The following is an 18,712-nucleotide window of genomic DNA, read 5'->3' on the forward strand; positions in this document are numbered from 1 at the left end:
GCGATCGCAGGTGCCGCCGGGGGGCGAGACAGTGGTTGGGAAGGGTTTCCGCTTCGTCTCGCTTCTTTTGGCGTCGCTTTCGCTCCTCATTGCCGCTCCGCTCGCTGCGGATGAATTCCGCAGCCCCTCGCTCACGGCCCTGCGCGTCGACTGGCGCGCAGCGCTCGACCAACTCCGCACCGAGATCAACAGCCGCCCCCGCGTCGCGGACGATTTCATCTTCGCACCTCGCCGTTCGGTGCCGCGCTACGATCCGCGCGCGATGCCCGCCCTGGTGCAGCTCAACGCGGTTTCCTCGCGATTCTTCACCGGCATCACCCGCAGTCCCGTGCCGGTGCTGCTGCCGTTCGACGCCGCCGCTTACCTCGAGGCGCAACGCAGCGGCGCGACGGCGACGCTCGCGCTGTCGCGCTATCAGGCGGACTTCAATCCCGTCGACATGTTCGATGCCGGCCCCGCCGGCTACAGCGCGACTTTCTCGCTCGAGCCCGGCGCCGGCGACGGCATGCCGGGCCGGGTGTTCACAAGGCCGGTCGAAGTGCAGATCACGGGCTCGGCGCTCGTCTACGACATCGCCGATCCCGCCGGCGGCAAGGGCGAGCAGATCAAACCGCTCGCAGCACTCTACCCGGACCTGCGCAGGTTCATCCGGGAAGGCTATGTACGCTACGCTTTCACCCGTTTCGGCGTCGCCTATGTGGTGTCGATCCAGTGCCTCGACAGCGTCGCCAAGCCGCGGCGGCTGGCCTGCAAGGAAGCCTATCCGGTCGCCGAGCGCTTCCTGAGGGCCCTGCGCGTCGCGGGCGGCCAGCGCATGCGGCCATTGACGGACATTGCCTCCAACATCCTCGATCGCCCGACGGGCCGTTCGGCGGATTTCAGCTACCGGCCGAGCGGCGATATCATCCCGAACACCGGCTACCGCAAGCAGGGCGGCCATCCCGACGCAATGGCCTATGCACAAATCCGCTTTCCGCTCGAAAAGGCGCCCGCCTTCGTCCGCTCGCAATCCTATGCCAAGCGGGACAAGACGGAGAGCGCGACCGTCTATCCCTGGCGCGACAATTTCTGCGAGTCCCGCAGTTTCGAGGTCTGGCAATGCGCGGGCGGTTACGGCCATCAGGGCGAGGACATCCGCGCCGCCGACTGCCCGCCGCACGGCGAAGGCCGCGAGCCCTGCGATCCCAAGCAGCGCGGTGTCGTCGCCGTGCGCGACGCCATCGTGATCCGCGCGTCCAAGGACCAGGCCGCGACGATTCAAGTCAACAGCCGCACCGAGCACATCCGTTTCCGCTACATGCACATGAATCCGCACGCAATGAACGCCGATGGCGTGCTCAATGGCCGCATCGTCACCGAAGGCGAGAAGATCGGTGTGATCTCGAATTATCTCGATCATCCCGCCGGCACCTCGATGCATCTGCATTTCGACGTGCAGGTGTTCACACGCGACGGCTGGATCTGGGTCAGCCCCTACGTCACCCTGGTCTCCGCCTACGAACGACTGATCCGCGCCCGCGGCCGGGAGGTCGGCCCGGAGATCGCGGTCACGTCGCAGCCGGTCGCCCATGCGCTGCCGGACGACGTGATCAAGCCGGATCTGCGCGAGGGATCGAGCGGCGAGGAGAATTGAGGGCTTGCTCGCTCCAATGAAGGGCGGTGCAAGAGCTTGTTGTCGCGCGCACCGCCGGCTCAAACAAAAACAGGGATCGGGGTGATGAGTGTCGGACTGATCGGTCTTCTCGACGATATCGCGGCGATTGCAAAGGTGGCAGCGGCCTCGCTCGACGATGTAGCGAGCCAGGCTGCCAAAGCGGGCGCAAAGGCGGCTGGCGTGGTCATCGACGACGCTGCCGTCACGCCGAACTACGTCATCGGTTTTGCCTCGAAGCGCGAACTGCCGATCGTCGGCAAGATTGCGGTCGGATCGCTGCGCAACAAATTGCTGATTCTGCTTCCCGCTGCCCTGCTGCTTGGTTATTTCCTTCCCACCGCGGTGACGCCGCTGCTCATGCTGGGCGGAGCCTTTCTCTGCTACGAGGGTACCGAGAAGGTGCTCGAAGCCGTGATGCCGCATCATGCGCACCACCACGAAGCCCAGCTCGAGCCGATCGCGCTGAATGCCCGGTCGGTCGAGGACGAGAAGGTCGCGAGCGCCATCAAGACGGATTTCATCCTGTCCGCGGAAATCATGGCGATCACGCTGGCGGCCCTTCCGGCGGGCAGCATCTGGATGCAGGCGCTGGTGCTGGCGCTGGTCGGCTTCGGTATCACGGTCGGGGTCTACGGCGTGGTGGCCCTGATCGTGAAGGCGGACGATGCCGGGTTGGCCCTTGCGCGCTATGACGGCGCCTCAGTCATTGGCGCCGCGATCCGCTCGCTTGGACGCGCGCTGGTCCGCCGTATGCCCACCTTCCTGGCGGTGCTGAGCACCATCGGCACTGCCGCCATGATCTGGGTTGGCGGCGGCATCATCCTGCACGGCATCGAAAAATACGGCCCGCCGGTGGTCGGCCGCACGGTCCATGCCGCAACCGAGGCGGCCGCGCACGCCCTTCCATCCGTTGCCGGCATCATCGAATGGTCGGTCGAGGCAGCCATCTCAGGCGTGCTTGGACTACTTGTCGGCGCCGTTGCGATTCCGGCAGTCCAATACGGTCTCTCGCCGGCATGGAAACGGCTGAGGCGATCGCAGGACCGCGCCTCCTAGCCGCCATCCGGGCGACGGGTGCGGGCTACTCCAAGAACGTCGTGAGCTGCGCGCCCTCGTCCGCAACGAACACCGCGATCAATTCCGCGGGCTCCGTCGCGCTGGCGTTGGCCGAGACCAGGTGCGTCGAGCCCGGCGGTTCGAAGAAGGACTGGCCGACGCCAAACGTCGCGACAGGACCGCCGCCGAGCTGGGAGCGGATCTCGCCCTTGGTGATGTAGGCCGTCACGGATCCAGCGTGACGATGCGGCCGTGAAAACCCGCCCGGACCATAGGTCACCCGCACGATGGTGACGCGCTTGCCCGGCACGTTCGGCAATGCGTAGGAGCCGATCGGTTCGACCTTGTCGAGCGGCGAGCTCTCCGCCGCCGTGGCGCAGAGCGGCGCCAGCGCGCCGGAGACGGCATCCATCGTCACCGGCAGCGCTTTGCCGATCGCCAGCGCACAGGCCAGCCCTGCAACGACGGCGAGCGCCGTCGAACGCGACGGCGCCGGACGCTGTACGGCAGATAAACTCATTGCTGTCATCATAACCTCCCTTCGTGCCGATCAGGATGCCGCAGCATTCGCGGCCACCGGCCGCGGCGCCGGCGTCCAGCGAAACGCAGCCCCAAAGCGATTCCAGACATTGATCGAGGCGACCGCCGAGGTCAGGTACATCAGCTCGGTCTCGGAGAACTCCCGGGCAGCTTCGGCATAGACGTCCTCGCTGACGCCGTCGGGCAGGACAGTCAGCGCCTCGGCCCAGGCCAGCGCGGCGCGCTCACGCGGCGAAAAGATCGGCGCCTCGCGCCAGACTGCGACCAAATGGAGCTTGTCGACGGGAACGCCGATCCGTTCCGACAGCAGGACATGATGCTGCACGCAGAAGGCGCAGCCATTGATCTGCGAGGCGCGCAGCTTGACGAGCTCGATGAGCTGCTTGTCCAGGCCGGCTTTGGCCGCAAGCTGACCCAGCGCCAGCACCAGATCATAGACGTCAGGCGCGATCTTCTTGAAATCCTCGTATTCGCTACGGGCATGTGACATTGCCGTTCACCTCGTCTTATTGTATGAAGGCTTACATCTTATAAGAGCTCTTATATGTCACGCAAGTCCGCAGCCGCCGCAAGACCCAAAACCGCGTACAAGGCGACCGCACCTAGCGGCGACGTGCGTGTACCCGCGCCCGGAGAAGGCAAGCGTGGCGAGCAAGGTTATCTCGGCTATCTCCTGCGCCAGGCCCATGCCGCGGTCCGCCTGACGATGGAACGGGCGCTGGCCGATCTCGGCGTGACATCGCCACAATTCGCGGTGTTGACCATGCTCAACGCGTATCCGGGACTATCAGGCGCCGACGTCGCCCGCCTCACCTTCCTGACGCCCCAGACTGTCGGCGTCATCATCCGCAACCTCGAACGCGACGGCGCGATTCTGATGACGCCCCATCCAGTCCACGGCCGCATTCAGCAATGGACGCTGACGCCGCGCGGCGCGACGCTGCTGAAGGACTGCCGCGAGCGTGTGATCGCGCTCGAGAAGCGACTTACTCGGGGTTTGGATAGCAAAGCGGAAACGACAATCCGGCGCTGGCTCGCCGGAATTGCGACTGATTTACAGCAGGACCAGGTGGATTGACGTTCGTCTCTGGCGAAGCCCTACCCGTCCTTCAACGCGTCCTTGACGTCGCCGGCGGGCCAAGTCTCGGTCGCGGCGATCACCCGCACGCGGGATCGATCCGTGGCATTGACCAGCACGTGCGAAGTCACCCGGTCGCGGCTCGGCTCCAGGTGCAGAGTGGTTTCGGGCTTCCAGCTCAGCGTGATCGCCAGATCGCCCGGAAAAATCTGCCAGCGCGATCCGTCGTCGAGCTCGACGACATGGCTTTCCGCATGCGCTTGTATCTTCATTCCACCTCGAATTCTCGATGACAGGCTGCGTGCGCGGAAAAGGCCCCGGCGATCAGCCGGGGCCTGCTCCGTTAGTCGTTGTCGTGATGAATCACGGTCTTTTCGCGATTGCCGAATTCGTCCTGCTTCTTGATCACCGTGCTGCGATCAGAGGGCTCGCGCTCCCTGATGACAGTGGTGCGGTCGCGATCGCGGTCCCGCTCGCGGTACTCGTGGGACTGACCGACCGTCACGCCGGCGCCGACCGGGCCGACGTGAACGCCGACTTCATCCGCGAGCGCAGGCGTCGCAACGGCGGTGATCATGGCGGCGGCAAACAGATATGTCCTCATCATCTCTTCCTCCTTCCGGATACGAAGGGAATGCGGGACTGCGACAGTTTGTTCCGACAGAAAGCCTGATCCTGGGCCGCGCAGAATCAGCTGTGCGGCTGTCCCAGGAACCGACCCACACAGGCCATGTTTCGGGCTACAATGTGCCCATGACGCACGCTGATTCCTCCCTCCATCCGACTCGCCGCAGCCTGCTGCAATCGACGTTCGGTGCAGCCGCTCTGCTCGCATTCCAGACACGCGTCCTCGCCGCGCCTCCAGGCTTCGACGAATGGCGCGAGAGCTTCCGCGCACGTGCGATGGCCAAGGGCATTTCGGCCGCGACCTGGCAACGCGCGATGGGACGGGTCGAGCCCGACATGAGCGTGTTCAAGCAGATGCGCAGCCAGCCCGAATTCCACGAGCAGGTCTGGCAATACATCAATCGCCGCGTCTCCGACTGGCGCGTCATCAACGGCAAGATTGCGCTGAAGAACAACGAGGCGCTGCTGGCGCGCATCGAGCGGGATTTCGGTGTCGAGCGCGGCACGCTGCTGGCGCTGTGGGGCGTCGAGTCCGCTTATGGCGATCCCCTGGTGCAGCAGAACCACATGACGCCGGTATTTCCCTCGCTCGCCGCACTCGCCTGGAACGAGCCGCGCCGGAAGGCCTATTGGGAGACCGAGCTGATCAACGCGCTACGCATCGTCGACAAGGGCTGGAGCACACCCGAGCAGATGCAGGGCTCCTGGGCCGGCGCGATGGGCCATTCGCAATGGATGCCGGAAGTCTGGCTCAATGTCGGCATCGACTATGACGGCGACGGCAAGGTCTCGCCCTTCGGCAAGCCCGACGACGCGCTGGGTTCGACCGCAAAATATCTCGTCAACCGCGGCAAATGGCATCGCGGCGAGCATTGGGGCTATGAGGTGCGCGCCGCCGGCAATATGAGCGGCAGCCGCACCTATGCGGCCTGGGCGTCAGCCGGCGTCACCCGCGCCGACGGCCAGCCGTTCCCGCAGCCAAACGCATCCGCGCAAATGTGGACGCCGGTTGCGGGCGGACCGACCTTCCTGCTCGGACCGAATTTCTATTCCGTGAAGAGCTACAACCCTTCCATGAACTATGCGCTCGCGATCTGCCATCTCGGCGACCGCTGCCTGGGGGCGCCGCCCTTCATCCAGCCCTTCCCCGGCTCCGAGCGCGCGCTGACGCTCGCCGAGGTGCAGGAGATGCAGACGCGCTTGACGAAAGCCGGTTTCGACACCGGCGGCACCGACGGCCGGGTCGGCAACGACACCATGAAGGCGATCAAGGATTTCCAGCAGCGCGCAGGGATTGCGCCGGCGGACGGCTATGGCGGGCTGAAGGTGCTGGCCAAGCTGCGGCAGGGGTCGTAGGTACGCCGTCATTCCGGGGCTCGCGTAGCGAGAACCCGGAATCCATTCCTCCACATTGCTTGCTGCACAATAGATTCCGGGCTCGCGCCGAGTGGCGCGCCCCGGAATGACAGCCTGCCTCAATGCCGGTACTGCGGCTCCTCGGCATCCAGCTGCCTGCGGATCGCGGCGAGATGCAGCCGCGCGGATTCGGAATCGCCCTCGCGCATCTGCCTGTAGGTCTCGGCCGCGATCGCGGGATCGACCGGCAGCACTTTCCGCCCCGTCGACATCGCCAGCACCTGTACCTCGGCGGCGCGTTCGAGGTAATAGAGATCGTCCCAGGCTTCCGCGATGGTGGGCGCCAGCACCATCACGCCGTGATGCTTCATGAAGACGATGTCGGCATCGCCGACGGCGGAGGCGATGCGCGCACCCTCCCGATTGTCGAGCGCAAGGCCGTTGTAGTCGCGGTCGACCGCGGTGCGGCCGTAGAATTTCAGCGCGGTCTGGCCGGCCCAGATCAAGGGATCGCCTTCGGTCATCGACAGCGCCGTCGCATAGGGCATGTGGGTATGGAACGCGACCTTGGCGCGCGGCAGGCGCTTGTGCATCTCGGCATGGATGTAGAACGCGGTCGCCTCGGGCACGCCCTCGCCGTCGAGCACGTTGCCGTGGAAATCGCAGATCAGCAGCTTGGACGCGGACAGCTCGCGGAAGGCGTAGCCGTAGGGATTAACGAGGAACAGATCGTCATGACCAGGCACGACGGCCGAGAAATGGTTGCAGATGCCTTCCTCAAAACCGTTGCGCGCGGCCATGCGGAAGCAGGCGGCGAGATCCTCGCGTGCGGTGCGAATTGCATCGGTGGCGAGGTCCGGCCGGTTCGAGCGGAATGGTGCTGACGCGGGTGAGGAAGCGTGGAGGCTGTGCGCCATGGCGAAGGACACCTCTGTCGGTCGAAAGCTGCCGTCTTGTACAGGGGCTGCGCCTGCGCGTCAGCCCCTGCGACCGCCACCCTGCCCTGCGCGGCTCAGGCCCGCCGCGGCACGCCGCCGGCATTCATGCCGCCGTCGATGACGAGCTCGCTGCCGGTGACGTAGCGCGAGGCATCGGAGGCCAGATACAGCACGCCTGAGGCGATCTCCACCGCCTCCCCCGCGCGGGCGAGCGGCGTGACGACCTTGGCACGCTCCTCGGGATCGATCGGCGCGTTCTGGCCGGCGCCGGTCGCACCGGTCGGGATCTTGCCCCAGATCGGGGTATCGATGATGCCGGGATGCACGGAATTGACTCGGATGCCGTCGCCGGCCGCCGCGCATTCCATCGCGATCGACTTGGCGAACAGCCGCACGCCGCCCTTGGTCGCCGAATAGGCGGACAGACCCGGCGAACCTCGCAGGCCCGCGAGCGAGGACATCATGACGATCGAGCCGCCGCCATGCTTGCGCATCAGCGGCAGGCAATGCTTGACCGAGAGAAACACGCCGTCGAGATTGATCGCGTTCTGCTTGCGCCAGTCGGCGAGCGTCATGTCGACGATCGATGGCACGGCGATGCCGATGCCGGCATTGGAGACGAGAATATCGAGCCTGCCGTAGAGCTTGGCGATTTCGGCGACGATATCGATCCAGCGCTCCTCGCTGGTGACGTCCTGCTCCAGGAATATCGCCTTGCCGCCGGCTTTCGTCACGCGCTTGGCGAGCTCGGGCCCGCGCAGCTCATCGATGTCGGTGATGACAACGGTCGCGCCCTCGCGCGCGAACAGCTCGACGATGGCCTCGCCGATACCCGAGGCGCCGCCGGTCACCAGCGCGACCTTGCCCTCAACCTGCCCTGCCATGTTCACTCCCTTTTTTGTTGTTTGAGGTCGTTATCTTTTACGCATGATCTCTGCGCAAACGCGTTCCGCGTTTGTCGCATCAGATCTTGCGTCATCTAATCACGGATGGCCCCTGGTCCGGTAGCGCGACGTCGATGACGCGGAACTGCACCCGCTCCACGCCCTGGTAGCGGTCGACCGAAAGCGAACCGGCGACATGCAGTTGCTGGCCGCGGTTGGCGAGCAGCGCGTTGCCGAGCTTCTGGCCGATCGAGCGGAACGCGATGCCGTTGACGATGGCGCCATCGCCCGACTTGAAGCGCAGACGCAGATGCGCCTGCCCGACCTCGTCGGCAAAAACGAGCTGGTGTGCCGGCAGCGCCAGCACAGCTTCCGGATTGCCGCTGCCGAACGGACCGGCACGGTTCAGCGTCGCCGCAAGCTCAGTCGTCACCGCGCGCGCGGAGACCGCGCCGTCGATATAGAGCTCGTTGACGTGGCGCGCCTCCGCGACGTCCTGCGCCAGCGCGTTCTCGAGATAGGCGCGAAATTCGGCGAGCTTCTCTTTGCGGAGCGTCACGCCCGCAGCCATCGCGTGGCCGCCGCCCTTGAGCAGAATTCCGTCAGTGACCGCCTGCCGCACCGCCTTGCCGATATCGACGCCCGCGATCGAGCGGCCCGAGCCGGTGCCGATGCCGCCTGGCTCCAGAGCAATGGCGAAAGCGGGCCGCGAGAACTTTTCCTTCAGCCGGGAGGCCACGAGGCCGACGACGCCGGGGTGCCAGCCTTCGGACGCCGTGACGATGACGCTGAGCTTGTCCTCGAGCCCGATCGAGGCCAGCGCCTCGGCTTCGGCTTGCGCTTCGGCCGCCTGCTCGATGACGCGGCGCTCGCTGTTGAGGCGGTCGAGCTCGGCGGCGATCCGCGCGGCCTCGACGCTGTCGCCTTCCAGCAAGAGCCGCACGCCGAGATCGGCGCGGCCGATGCGGCCGCCGGCATTGATGCGAGGCCCCAGCATGAAGCCGAGATGCCAGGCCTCCGGCGGCCCGTTGAGCCGCGCCACATCCATCAGCGCGGTATGGCCGACATGGTCGCGGCGCCGCATCGCGATCAGCCCCTTGGCGACGAAAGCGCGGTTGAGGCCGATCAGGGGCGCGACGTCGGCAACCGTCCCGAGCGCGACGTGATGCAGCATGCCGAGCAGATCGGGCTCGGGCATCTCCGTGCTCCAGAAGCCGCGCTGACGCAGCTCGCGGTTGACCGCAACCAGCGTCACCAGCACGAGACCTACAGCGGCGAGATGGCCGAGGCCGGAGAGATCATCGAGCCGGTTCGGATTGACCAGCGCGTCAACCTCCGGCAGCTCGGTGCCGGCCTGGTGATGGTCGATCACGACCACGGACATGCCGAGCCGTTTTGCTTCCGCGAGCGGCTCGATACTGGTGGTGCCGCAATCGACGGTGACGAGCAGCGTGGCGCCCTTTGCCGCCAGGCCACGAACCGCTTCGACATTGGGCCCGTAGCCTTCGAAAATGCGGTCGGGAATGTGGATCAGCGGATCGAGTCCGCAATGGCGCAGGTGCCAGGCGAGCAGCGCTGCCGAGGTCGCGCCGTCGACGTCGTAATCGCCGAAAATCGCGACCTTCTCGCCCTTCGCCGCGCCATCCGCGATCCGCTTCGCCGCGGCCTCCATCTCCGTCACGGTAAAGGGGTCCGGCAGGAGCTTGCGGATGGTCGGATCGAGGAAGTCGGCGACTGCGTCGATGTCGACGCCGCGGCCGGCCAATACCCGGGCCAGCAGTTCGGGAAGCTGGTGCCGCTGCACCATGGCGAGCGCCTGGGCCGCTCCGCGGGGATCCAGCCGGTCGCGCCAGAGCTTGTCGGTCAGCGAGCGCGCAACGCCGAGAAACGCCTGGGGCGCTTCGACGGGCAAGGCGGTTGCAGGCGGCGTCATGGGTCGCAATTGGTTTGAGGAACCCGGAGCCGACGGTATCGGTCCGGCTTGCAGGACGATTGACCCGGAATCCTCAGGGATTTGCAATCTCCGCGCCGCACAAAGCGGTGGATTGCCGATTTGCTGCGCCGACTGACTATCATTTGGGCATTCGGCGGAACAGCAAATTAAGCAGGCGTTAGGCGGAATCCTCGAAAAAGAATCGTATTCGATCTGTAAGCGATTGTTCCGGGTTCATTGCAGATCAGACCTCATTGCCAAGGGAAATCCCCGATGTCTGCTGCGCTGGGTCTGAAAGCCAAGCCGATCGCCACCGAACCCGCTGACGATGATTCCGACATCTCCGCGCTGATCAACCGCCTCACCGCGGAGGTCAACCAGATCGCGGTCGACAAGACCAAGTCGATCCAGCAGATCACCAACCAGATGAAGATGCTGGCGCTGAACGCGCTAATCGAGAGCTCGCGCGCCGGCGCGCAGGGCGCGGGTTTTGCGGTGGTGGCGCAGGAGGTGCGCGGCGTCGGCCAGCAGGTCGAGACCATCGCGCGCGAGCTCGAAAGCCAATTGACCAAACGCACCGGCGATCTCGTCGCCTCGATCGACCGCATGAGCCAGCGCTCGCGCGGCGAGCGGATGGTCGACCTGTCGCTCAACGCCATCGAGCTGATCGACCGCAACCTCTATGAGCGCACCTGCGATGTGCGCTGGTGGGCGACCGATTCCGCCGTGGTCGATTGCGCGGCCTCGCCGACCGCCGCAGCGATTTCCCACGCCTCGCAGCGCCTGGGCGTGATCCTCGGCGCCTACACCGTCTATCTCGATCTCTGGCTCTGCGACCTCGACGGCAACGTCATCGCCAATGGCCGCGCTGACCGCTTTCGCGTGGTCGGCCAGAACGTCGCCCACACCAAATGGTTTCGCGAGGCGCGAACCTTGCGCTCCGGTGACGACTACGTCGCCGGCGACGTCGAGAACCAGCCGCTGCTGGGCAATGCGCAGGTGGCGACCTATTGCGCCAGCGTCCGAGCCGGCGGTCAGGCCCACGGCGCCCCGATTGGCGTGCTCGCCATCCACTTCGACTGGGAGGCGCATGCTCGCGCCATCGTGCAGGGCGTGCGCGTCGGCGACAGCGACAAGGCCCGCGTCCTGCTGGTCGATTCGAATTTCCGCATCATCGCGGCGTCCGACGGCCAGGGCATCCTCAGCGAGCGCATCTCGATCTCGCTGAACGGCCAGCGCTCCGGCTTCTACCATGACCGCTCGGGTGCCCTGGTCGCGTTCCATGCGACCCCGGGCTATGAGACCTATCGCGGGCTCGGCTGGTACGGCGTGATCGTCTGCGGGACGTGAGACAGCCGGCCGATTCAAAAACCCGAAAACAACCCCATGCACAGTAGCCAAAGGGCTGCTTTCATTGGTGTTTTCAGCTGGGCTTGCTTCCTCGTTCTCTCAAACATTTTGACACGTCGGGCAAAACAGGGGCAATCTGCGAGCATCGCAGATTGTGTTTGCGGCATGAGGGAACGACCCTTCGCGGTTTTGTGACATCGCCCCCCGGCTTCTGAAGCAGTTTCCGGCAAGCCGCGCCCGTTACAGGCAAGAGGCCCGCGTCCGTGATCGAACAGAGTCGCCTCGCATCACGTTAATCGACGTGAGCGAGTCCGCCCTGGCTAACCATCTCGCGCTCGTCACATGCCAAGGAGACATGCCATGAAGATCGTCGTGATCGGCGGAACCGGATTGATCGGATCCAAGCTCGTGGCGAAGCTCAAGCAGCGGGGCCATGACGCGGTAGCGGCCTCGCCGAAATCAGGTGTGAACGCCGTGACCGGGGAAGGCCTCGCGGCGGCGCTGGCCGGCGCGGATGTCGTGGTCGACGTGGCCAATGCGCCGTCTTGGGAGCCCGCCGCCGTGCTCGAGTTCTTCGAGCGCTCGAGCCGAAATCTCGCCGCGACCGAGGCCGCCGCAGCCGTCAAGCATCACGTCGCGCTCTCGATCGTGGGGACCGACCGCTCGCCCGACATCGCGTATTTCCGTGCCAAGCTCGCCCAGGAGACCATCGTCAAGGCCTCCGCGGTCCCCTACTCTATCGTCCGCGCCACGCAGTTCTTCGAATTCCTCGGCGCCATCGGCGAGGCGGGAGCGGCCGGAGACAAGATCGTCGTTCCATCGGCACTGTTTCAACCGATCGCCGCCGACGACGTGGTCGATTGCCTCGCAGAGATCGCAACGGGGCGGCCGCTGAATGGCACCATCGACATCGCAGGCCCCGAGAAGGCTCCCTTCAATGAGTTCGTCGCGCGCCGCCAGAAAGCCTCCGGCGACAGCCGTACGGTGGTCGGCGACCCAAAAGCGCAATATTACGGCGCTTCCATTCAGGACACATCGCTGAACCCGCTCGGCGAGGCTCGGCTCGGGAAGACGCCGCTCGCAACATGGCTCGCGCGCCTCTGAGGGGCCGCCAGTGCCGCAATCAATACAGAAACGGCAATGAAGGAAATCCCATGCGCAGATTGCTGATCGCAACGGCGGTTTACGCCGCGTCTGTCCTGACGGTCCATGCGGCCGAGACGGCAGCACCATCGGCCAAGGTCACCGTCGTATTTGACCAGGCGCTGCCAAATGTCCCCGGCAAGAGCATGAAGGGCGTGCTGGTCGAATATGGTCCCGGGGGCTCGTCGCCGGCCCACATCCACGCGCCCTCCGCCTTCATCTACGCCACCGTCCTGGAAGGCGCGATCCGCAGTCAGGTCAATGACGGCCCGGCCAAGGTCTTTCAAAAGGGGGAGAATTTTTCCGAAAGCCCCGGCGACCGCCACGGCATCAGCGCGAACGCCAGCGATACCGAGCCTGCCAAGCTGCTGGCCGTGTTCGTGGTGGATACGGCCGACAAGCAGCTGACGACGCCTCTCGCGAAGTAGCGCCAGACCGGCAGGCGGCTGGCGATTGCCACCAGCGTCAATTGGGACTCTCGACGAAAACGACTGGCGTGCCTTTCGACAGGCTCGCCGCGACGCGTTCGGCGTCCCAATTGGTGAGACGTACGCAGCCGTGAGATTCCGCCTTGGAGATCTTGCCCGGCGAAGGCGTGCCGTGAATGCCGTAGCCTTCAGCCGACAGGTTGATCCAGACAGTGCCGACCGGATTGTTCGGACCAGGCCTGATCTTGAAGGGCGTGCGGGAACGGACGCCCTTGAAGTGATAGTCGGGATTATAGCGATAGTACGGATTGCGGCTGATTTCCGTGACTTTGAGCGTGCCCGAAGGCGAAGGCTTGTCTTCGCTTCCGACCGTCGCGGGATAGAATCCAATCATGACATTTGATTTATCGAACAGCTTTACCGTCTGCCTGACCTTGTCGACCTCGACCCTGTCGGCCTTGGCAGGTGCACCATTGCCCTCGTTGCCAATGTTGACCACGACGATAATCTCGCCCGCCCGGTCGAAATGGCGCCCGGGGTTGAGCATCTCCAGGAGTTGCTCACTCATGTGGAATTTCTCGGCCAGCGCTTCGCGCGGGCTGGTGTAGCCGAGCTTCGGGATGTCCTTCATGTCTTCCATCTTCGACGGGAGCCTGGTCAGGAAAGGACCCGCCACGTCCTGCTGGGCGATGGTGTAGGTCGCGGTCGCCGGCCGGTCATCCGCTTGCAGCGCCTTCCAAACATCGTCCGATAGGGTATCGGAACTCGGCAATTGCCGCGCTTCCGCATAGGCCCGCAGCGCTTTCCTGGCATTCTCTCCGAACTTGCCGTCGATCTCGCCTAGCGAGAAGTGCGCCCGATCCAGGAGAACCTGCAAGCGCACGCCCGCCGGGGTCGGCTTCTCATTCGAAAGGCTCTTCTTCGTTGGCTGGGCAGAATTGACGGCATCCGCCGACATCTCGGCAGCAAACGCTGGCGGGGCCGCCAGGGCAAAGACAAGTAAGATGCAAATCTGCCCCGTTTTCGTCAGGGACATCGCCGCCTCCTTTCAGGTTTCCTGCGGTTGCATGTTGAACCCTGGGGCTGCAGCGGCAACCAGCTCGCGATACCGTTGTTCATACTGCCGCGCCATTCGGCGTGCGGTGAAGCGTTCCTCGAAGCGGGCACGCACCTTCCTTCGATCCAGCTTGCCCAGTTCGTCGACGGCCTTGACCGCCTGCTCCTCGTTCTCGACGATGAAGCCGGTCACACCGTGTTCGATCACCTCAGGGACGGAGCCGGAACGGTAGGCGATCACGGGCGTGCCGCAAGCCATCGCCTCGATCATGACCAGCCCGAAAGGTTCCGGCCAGTCGATCGGAAACAAAAGCGCGGCCGCCTGGCTGAGGAAGGCCTGCTTTTTGACGTCATCGACTTCACCGATGAGCTGGATCTTCTCGCCGTCGATCCGGGGCTCGAGGTGCTTCCTGAAGTAGGCGGTCTCGGCGCGTGGGATCTTTGCGGCGATGCGGAGAGGCATCCGGGCCGCGTGCGCGATCCGGATAGCGTCCTCCGGCCCCTTCTCGGCGGTCAGACGACCAAGAAATGCCAGATAGGATCCGTCCTCATATGAGGGGCGCAACAGCTCCGACGGCAATCCGTGCTGAATCGTTCCGATCCATTTCGCATCGGGAAGCGGCAAGCGCTGGTGATCGGAAATCGACACGAAGCTTGCCTCGGGGAATTGCCGGATCACGTCCGGTAACCCCGGCAGGTCGAGGCGGCCGTGCGTGGTCGTGAGGAACGGCACGCCAAGGCGAGTGAGCAGCGGCAGTGGCAGCCAGTCGACATGCGCGTGGATCACGTCGAATTCCCTCGCCCGCTTCGCGATCGCTTCCAGCAGCATCGCGCTGGCCGCCCCGGGATCCGCGCCCTTTCGGCCGAGTCGCAGCGCGCGTGGCCATACCGGGTGAAGCTTGCCGGTCGTTCGGGAGTCGCCACTGGCAAATAGCGTGACGTGGTGTCCAAGCTTGACGAGGTCGTCGACCAGCCAGGCGACTACCCGCTCGGTGCCGCCGTAGAGCTTTGGAGGGACGCTTTCGGCCAGGGGAGCAAGCTGAGCGATGCGCATGATAGCCGGCCGCTATATCGCTGATCGGACGATCAGCACGATGGCTGCGGACAGGAGGTTCGAAATCGCGAGCAACGTCCAAGCCGGTCTGGCGCTTGCGCGCGCCAGGCGGCACAGGAGTCTCTCAAGCGACATCAACATGAGTCATCGGAAAGCCGCTCGAGATAGGCAAGCCCGAAACCCGTGAGTTCCTGGGCGTCGCCGTCGCTCTCTCGCGCTTCCCGTCTCCCTCGCAGATGGCGCTCGAGCAGGCAGCGACGGCCGTCGGCAGCATCGACATCGCGATGCCGCGCGCGGTACACGCACCATGCGGTATCGACCGCTGTTCGTAGCGGGCCGTCGTCGACCATGTTCCCAGCTCCGACGTGAAGATGTTCATGGGACGCCAACTCGTCGCGACGGCGGAAGTTTCCAGTTTTTCCCGAAAGTCTAATACTGCCCGCAAGGCGAGTGCAGCAAGCGCTTGCTCCCTGGTGCGTGCAATCAGGCGGCGCGCCGCGCGGCCATCCCCGCGGCGAGCAGCAACGCGGCCCGGCTGGCTCCGATCGACGCGACGCCTTGCCCGGCGATGTCGTAAGCCGTGCCGTGCGCTGGCGTGCAGATCGGGAATGGAAAGCCGCCGAGCAAGGTCACGCCGCGGTCGAAGCCCATCAGCTTCATCGCGATCTGGCCCTGGTCGTGATACATCGTCAGCACGGCATCGAAAGCGCCGGCCTTGGCGCGCAGGAAGACGGTGTCGGCCGGGAACGGCCCCTCCGCGGCGATGCCCTCGCGCTGGCCGGCCGCGACCACGGGCGCAATGATATCGATCTCCTCGCGGCCGAAATTTCCGCCATCGCCCGCGTGCGGATTGAGACCGGCGACGGCGATGCGCGGCCGCGCGAAGCCGGCGTTGCGCATGCAGGCATCGGTCAGCTGGAGCGCACGATGGATGCGTTCGCTGGACAACTTTGCAGCAACGTCCCTCAGCGGAATATGGGAGGTGACTCGCGCGTTCCACAGCCGGTCCAGCACGTTGAACTCGCTCGCCGCGGTCTTGAGGCCGACCACTTCGGCCGAAAACGCGATCTCGTCGTCGTACTCGGCGCGGGCAAGCCGCATCGCCTGCTTGTTGAAGGGGGTGAAGCAGACCGCCTCGACGCGGCCGTCGCGGCCGAGCTCGAGCGCGTGCTTGTAGTTCGCCAGCGCAAATTTTCCGCCGGCAAGGGTCGCGGTCTTCGGCTCGACCTCCTTGGGATCGAGATGGCCGAGATCGACGAACAGCGCCTCGCCCCCCGCCGCGCGAAGATCGGCCCCTTGCTCCACCATCTTCAGCGCCGGCCTGACGCCGGCAATGCGCGCGCCCTCCTCGAAGATGCGGCGGTCACCGATCACGACGAGCCGGCAGCCCGCGCGGATGTCGTCCTGCGCCACCAGCTTGGCCGTCAGCTCCGGGCTGATGCCGGCGGGATCTCCCATTGCCAACGCAATCAGCGGCTTTGCGGTCATATGATCACCTTCTCCTGGGCGGTCGTTTCGGTCACGGGGGCGGGCTTGCGCCAGAGACGCGCGAGCTGCAACGCGAGCGGAAGCAGCAGCAGCGCGATGCCGGCCATGATCAGGCATGTCACCAGCTTGTTCGCAACGAAGATCCCGAGCGATCCCTTCGACATCAGCATCGACTGCCGGAACGCATCCTCGGCCTTGTCGCCGATGACGATCGCGAGCACCAGCGGGGCCAAGGGATAGAACAGCTTCTTGAAGAGATAGCCGACGATTCCGAAGCCCAGCATCATGACGACATCGAGATAGGAGTTCGACACCGAATAGGCGCCGACGACGCAGATGATGACGATCAGCGGCGCGATGACGACGAAGGGAATCCGCATCAAGGCGGCAAACACCGGTACGGTCAGCAGCACCAAGGCGACGGCGACGATGTTGCCGACATACATCGAGGCGATCAGGCCCCAGACGAAGTCCTTCTGGTCGACGAACAGCATCGGCCCGGGATTGAGGCCCCAGATCATCAGCCCGCCCATCATGACGGCCGCGGTCGCCGAGCCGGGAATGCCGAGCGAAAGCATCGGCAGCAGCGCGCTGGTGCCGGCGGCATGGTCAGCCGTCTCCGGCGAGATGATGCCTTCGACCTCTCCGGTGCCGAAATAGCGGCCCCGGCGCGAGAAGCGGCGGGCGATGCCATAGCTCATGAAGGACGCCGCGGTCGGCCCGCCCGGGGTGATCCCCATCCAGCAGCCGATTGCGGCGCTGCGCAGCAAGGCAACGCCATGCCGCGGCAGGCGGCCGACCGCGCGGAGCACCTCGCGCCAGTCGATCTTCGAGGACACCGCGCGGGCGTGGAATTCCTCTTCGACCGCAACCAGCAGTTCGCCGATGCCGAACAGGCCCATCACCGCGACGACGAAGCTCACGCCCTTGACGAGCTCGTCGACGCCCATGGTGAGGCGGACGCTGCCGGAGACGGTGTCGATGCCGATCGCGGCGATCGCAAAGCCGATCGCCAGCGCCACGAGGGTCTTGATCGGCGCGGCGCCGCCCATGCCGACGAAGCTGGCAAAGGCCAGGAAATAGACGGCAAAGTATTCCGCCGGCCCGAAGGCGAGCGCGACCTGCGCCACCCAGGACGCGAGGAAGGTGATCAGGATGACGCCGATCAGCGCGCCGAACGCGGCCGAGCCGAAGGCGGTGGCGAGCGCCGTGGTCGGCCTTCCGTCACGCGCCATCGGATAGCCGTCGAAGGTGGTCGCAACCGACGACGGCTCGCCGGGAATGTTGAACAGGATCGAGGTGACCGAGCCGCCGAATAGCGCCCCCCAATACATGCTGGAGAGCAAAATGATCGCCGACACCGGCTGCATGCCGAAGGTCAGCGGCAGGAGCAGCGACACCCCGTTCGGCGCACCCAGCCCCGGCAGCACGCCGACGAGAATGCCGAGCAGCACGCCGACGACCATCAGCACCAGATGCGGCACGGTGACCGCGATGCTGAAGCCATGGAGGAGTTCCCCGAGATTGTCCATCGGCCCTCCGTCAGAACCCGAAGGCGGCTGCGAGCGCGCCGTGCGGCAAGCTCACCTGGAACATGCGCTCGAACACGACGTAGAGCGCGAGCGCCGTCGCCGCCGCCATCCCCAGCGCGCGCGGCACCGATTGATGTCTGGGGATCGCCAGCACCGCGAAGACATAGAGCGCCGAGGCGACGTACATCCCGGCGAGCGGGATCGCGGCCACGAAGATCGCGGCCGGCACGAACAGGCCGGCAAGCCGGCGCAGCTCGATCGACGTGATCGCGATGGGAACGTTTGCCAGGGACGCAACCGGCAACACGCCCCGCACCAGGTTGTAGAGGCTGCCGAGCACGATGACGATGCCGGTCAGGAACGGAAACGTGCCGGCATCGACGCCCGCGCTCGACCAGCCGATGCCGTTGTCGAAGCTGGAGACGACGACGGCGACACCGAAGCCGCCGGTGAGGACGGCGGTCGCAAGTTCAAGCGCGCGGCGCGAGATCATGGGGGGCTCCGCTCAGAGGTCGGGCAATTGCCCGCTGTAGCCACGCATCCTTCCCCGGCGCTCGGTGTCGTCCCTGCGAACGCAGGGACCCATAACCCCAGG

General features: G+C 65.4%; 20 protein-coding genes. 7 read left to right on the forward strand and 13 right to left on the reverse strand.

Annotated elements, in window-relative coordinates; genetic code table 11:
- The first annotated feature begins 10 nt into the window (after positions 1 to 10).
- Both CIT37_RS21745 and CIT37_RS21750 read left to right on the forward strand, forming a co-directional pair.
- Positions 11 to 1,633, forward strand: coding sequence for a peptidoglycan DD-metalloendopeptidase family protein (locus CIT37_RS21745; RefSeq protein WP_095424215.1), 1,623 nt, complete (start codon positions 11 to 13; stop codon positions 1,631 to 1,633).
- Positions 1,634 to 1,717: 84 nt separating this feature from the next.
- Positions 1,718 to 2,710 carry a DUF808 domain-containing protein gene (locus CIT37_RS21750; protein WP_038946689.1) on the forward strand — a complete coding sequence of 331 codons (993 nt, stop codon included), beginning with the start codon at positions 1,718 to 1,720 and terminating at the stop codon, positions 2,708 to 2,710.
- Positions 2,711 to 2,735: 25 nt separating this feature from the next.
- On the opposite strand, the gene CIT37_RS21755 is transcribed toward CIT37_RS21750, so the two are convergent.
- Together CIT37_RS21755 and CIT37_RS21760 are read right to left on the reverse strand one after the other, a co-directional pair.
- Positions 2,736 to 3,239: a cupin domain-containing protein gene (locus tag CIT37_RS21755; RefSeq protein ID WP_028144775.1), complete on the reverse strand. Its 504-nt coding sequence runs from the start codon at positions 3,237 to 3,239 to the stop codon at positions 2,736 to 2,738.
- A gap of 21 nt (positions 3,240 to 3,260) precedes the next feature.
- Positions 3,261 to 3,740 (reverse strand): carboxymuconolactone decarboxylase family protein, encoded by a 480-nt coding sequence (locus tag CIT37_RS21760; protein WP_028144776.1) that lies wholly within the window; start codon positions 3,738 to 3,740, stop codon positions 3,261 to 3,263.
- Between the two features lie 54 nt (positions 3,741 to 3,794).
- Between CIT37_RS21760 and CIT37_RS21765 the strand changes: the two genes are divergently transcribed.
- Positions 3,795 to 4,328 (forward strand): MarR family winged helix-turn-helix transcriptional regulator, encoded by a 534-nt coding sequence (locus CIT37_RS21765; RefSeq protein WP_028144777.1) that lies wholly within the window; start codon positions 3,795 to 3,797, stop codon positions 4,326 to 4,328.
- 20 nt (positions 4,329 to 4,348) lie between these two features.
- Here the strand turns inward: CIT37_RS21765 and CIT37_RS21770 are convergent, their stop codons facing one another.
- Positions 4,349 to 4,600 (reverse strand): hypothetical protein, encoded by a 252-nt coding sequence (locus CIT37_RS21770; RefSeq protein WP_028144778.1) that lies wholly within the window; start codon positions 4,598 to 4,600, stop codon positions 4,349 to 4,351.
- Positions 4,601 to 4,671: 71 nt separating this feature from the next.
- On the reverse strand, positions 4,672 to 4,932 hold the full coding sequence (locus CIT37_RS21775) for a hypothetical protein (protein WP_095424321.1): 261 nt from the start codon (positions 4,930 to 4,932) through the stop codon (positions 4,672 to 4,674).
- Positions 4,933 to 5,081: 149 nt separating this feature from the next.
- On the opposite strand from CIT37_RS21775, the gene CIT37_RS21780 reads away from it, so the two are divergent.
- Positions 5,082 to 6,311, forward strand: a complete 1,230-nt coding sequence (locus CIT37_RS21780; RefSeq protein WP_095424216.1) for a lytic murein transglycosylase — start codon at positions 5,082 to 5,084, stop codon at positions 6,309 to 6,311.
- A gap of 119 nt (positions 6,312 to 6,430) precedes the next feature.
- Here the strand turns inward: CIT37_RS21780 and CIT37_RS21785 are convergent, their stop codons facing one another.
- The 3 genes from CIT37_RS21785 to recJ all read right to left on the reverse strand — a co-directional run bounded on the left by CIT37_RS21785 (position 6,431) and on the right by recJ (position 10,066).
- Positions 6,431 to 7,228, reverse strand: coding sequence for an aldolase (locus tag CIT37_RS21785; protein ID WP_095424217.1), 798 nt, complete (start codon positions 7,226 to 7,228; stop codon positions 6,431 to 6,433).
- Between the two features lie 95 nt (positions 7,229 to 7,323).
- Positions 7,324 to 8,133, reverse strand: coding sequence for an SDR family NAD(P)-dependent oxidoreductase (locus tag CIT37_RS21790; protein WP_161966455.1), 810 nt, complete (start codon positions 8,131 to 8,133; stop codon positions 7,324 to 7,326).
- 91 nt (positions 8,134 to 8,224) lie between these two features.
- Positions 8,225 to 10,066, reverse strand: a complete 1,842-nt coding sequence (gene recJ, locus CIT37_RS21795; RefSeq protein ID WP_095424219.1) for a single-stranded-DNA-specific exonuclease RecJ — start codon at positions 10,064 to 10,066, stop codon at positions 8,225 to 8,227.
- A gap of 273 nt (positions 10,067 to 10,339) precedes the next feature.
- Between recJ and CIT37_RS21800 the strand changes: the two genes are divergently transcribed.
- The 3 genes from CIT37_RS21800 to CIT37_RS21810 all read left to right on the forward strand — a co-directional run bounded on the left by CIT37_RS21800 (position 10,340) and on the right by CIT37_RS21810 (position 12,987).
- The gene (locus tag CIT37_RS21800; RefSeq protein ID WP_095424220.1) at positions 10,340 to 11,416 is read left to right on the forward strand and encodes a methyl-accepting chemotaxis protein; all 1,077 of its coding nucleotides are present in this window, start codon (positions 10,340 to 10,342) and stop codon (positions 11,414 to 11,416) included.
- Between the two features lie 360 nt (positions 11,417 to 11,776).
- Positions 11,777 to 12,520, forward strand: a complete 744-nt coding sequence (locus CIT37_RS21805; RefSeq protein WP_095424221.1) for an SDR family oxidoreductase — start codon at positions 11,777 to 11,779, stop codon at positions 12,518 to 12,520.
- 50 nt (positions 12,521 to 12,570) lie between these two features.
- A complete protein-coding gene (locus CIT37_RS21810) occupies positions 12,571 to 12,987 on the forward strand; it encodes a cupin domain-containing protein (protein WP_028144786.1) in 417 nt (138 codons plus the stop codon).
- A gap of 37 nt (positions 12,988 to 13,024) precedes the next feature.
- On the opposite strand, the gene CIT37_RS21815 is transcribed toward CIT37_RS21810, so the two are convergent.
- The 6 genes from CIT37_RS21815 to CIT37_RS21840 all read right to left on the reverse strand — a co-directional run bounded on the left by CIT37_RS21815 (position 13,025) and on the right by CIT37_RS21840 (position 18,610).
- A complete protein-coding gene (locus tag CIT37_RS21815; protein WP_095424222.1) occupies positions 13,025 to 14,023 on the reverse strand; it encodes a L,D-transpeptidase family protein in 999 nt (332 codons plus the stop codon).
- A gap of 12 nt (positions 14,024 to 14,035) precedes the next feature.
- Positions 14,036 to 15,097, reverse strand: coding sequence for a glycosyltransferase family 4 protein (locus CIT37_RS21820; RefSeq protein WP_095424223.1), 1,062 nt, complete (start codon positions 15,095 to 15,097; stop codon positions 14,036 to 14,038).
- A gap of 134 nt (positions 15,098 to 15,231) precedes the next feature.
- Complete coding sequence (locus CIT37_RS21825; protein ID WP_081494253.1) at positions 15,232 to 15,447, reverse strand: hypothetical protein; 216 nt, start codon at positions 15,445 to 15,447, stop codon at positions 15,232 to 15,234.
- Between the two features lie 133 nt (positions 15,448 to 15,580).
- Positions 15,581 to 16,585 carry a 4-hydroxythreonine-4-phosphate dehydrogenase PdxA gene (locus CIT37_RS21830; RefSeq protein WP_095424224.1) on the reverse strand — a complete coding sequence of 335 codons (1,005 nt, stop codon included), beginning with the start codon at positions 16,583 to 16,585 and terminating at the stop codon, positions 15,581 to 15,583.
- A complete protein-coding gene (locus CIT37_RS21835) occupies positions 16,582 to 18,117 on the reverse strand; it encodes a tripartite tricarboxylate transporter permease (RefSeq protein ID WP_095424225.1) in 1,536 nt (511 codons plus the stop codon). The genes CIT37_RS21830 and CIT37_RS21835 overlap by 4 nt, the downstream gene beginning before the upstream one ends.
- Before the next feature lie 10 nt (positions 18,118 to 18,127).
- Positions 18,128 to 18,610 (reverse strand): tripartite tricarboxylate transporter TctB family protein, encoded by a 483-nt coding sequence (locus tag CIT37_RS21840; RefSeq protein ID WP_028144791.1) that lies wholly within the window; start codon positions 18,608 to 18,610, stop codon positions 18,128 to 18,130.
- Positions 18,611 to 18,712 lie beyond the last annotated feature (102 nt).

This window comes from Bradyrhizobium ottawaense (assembly GCF_002278135.3).
In the GTDB taxonomy this organism is placed as follows: Bacteria; Pseudomonadota; Alphaproteobacteria; order Rhizobiales; family Xanthobacteraceae; genus Bradyrhizobium; species Bradyrhizobium ottawaense.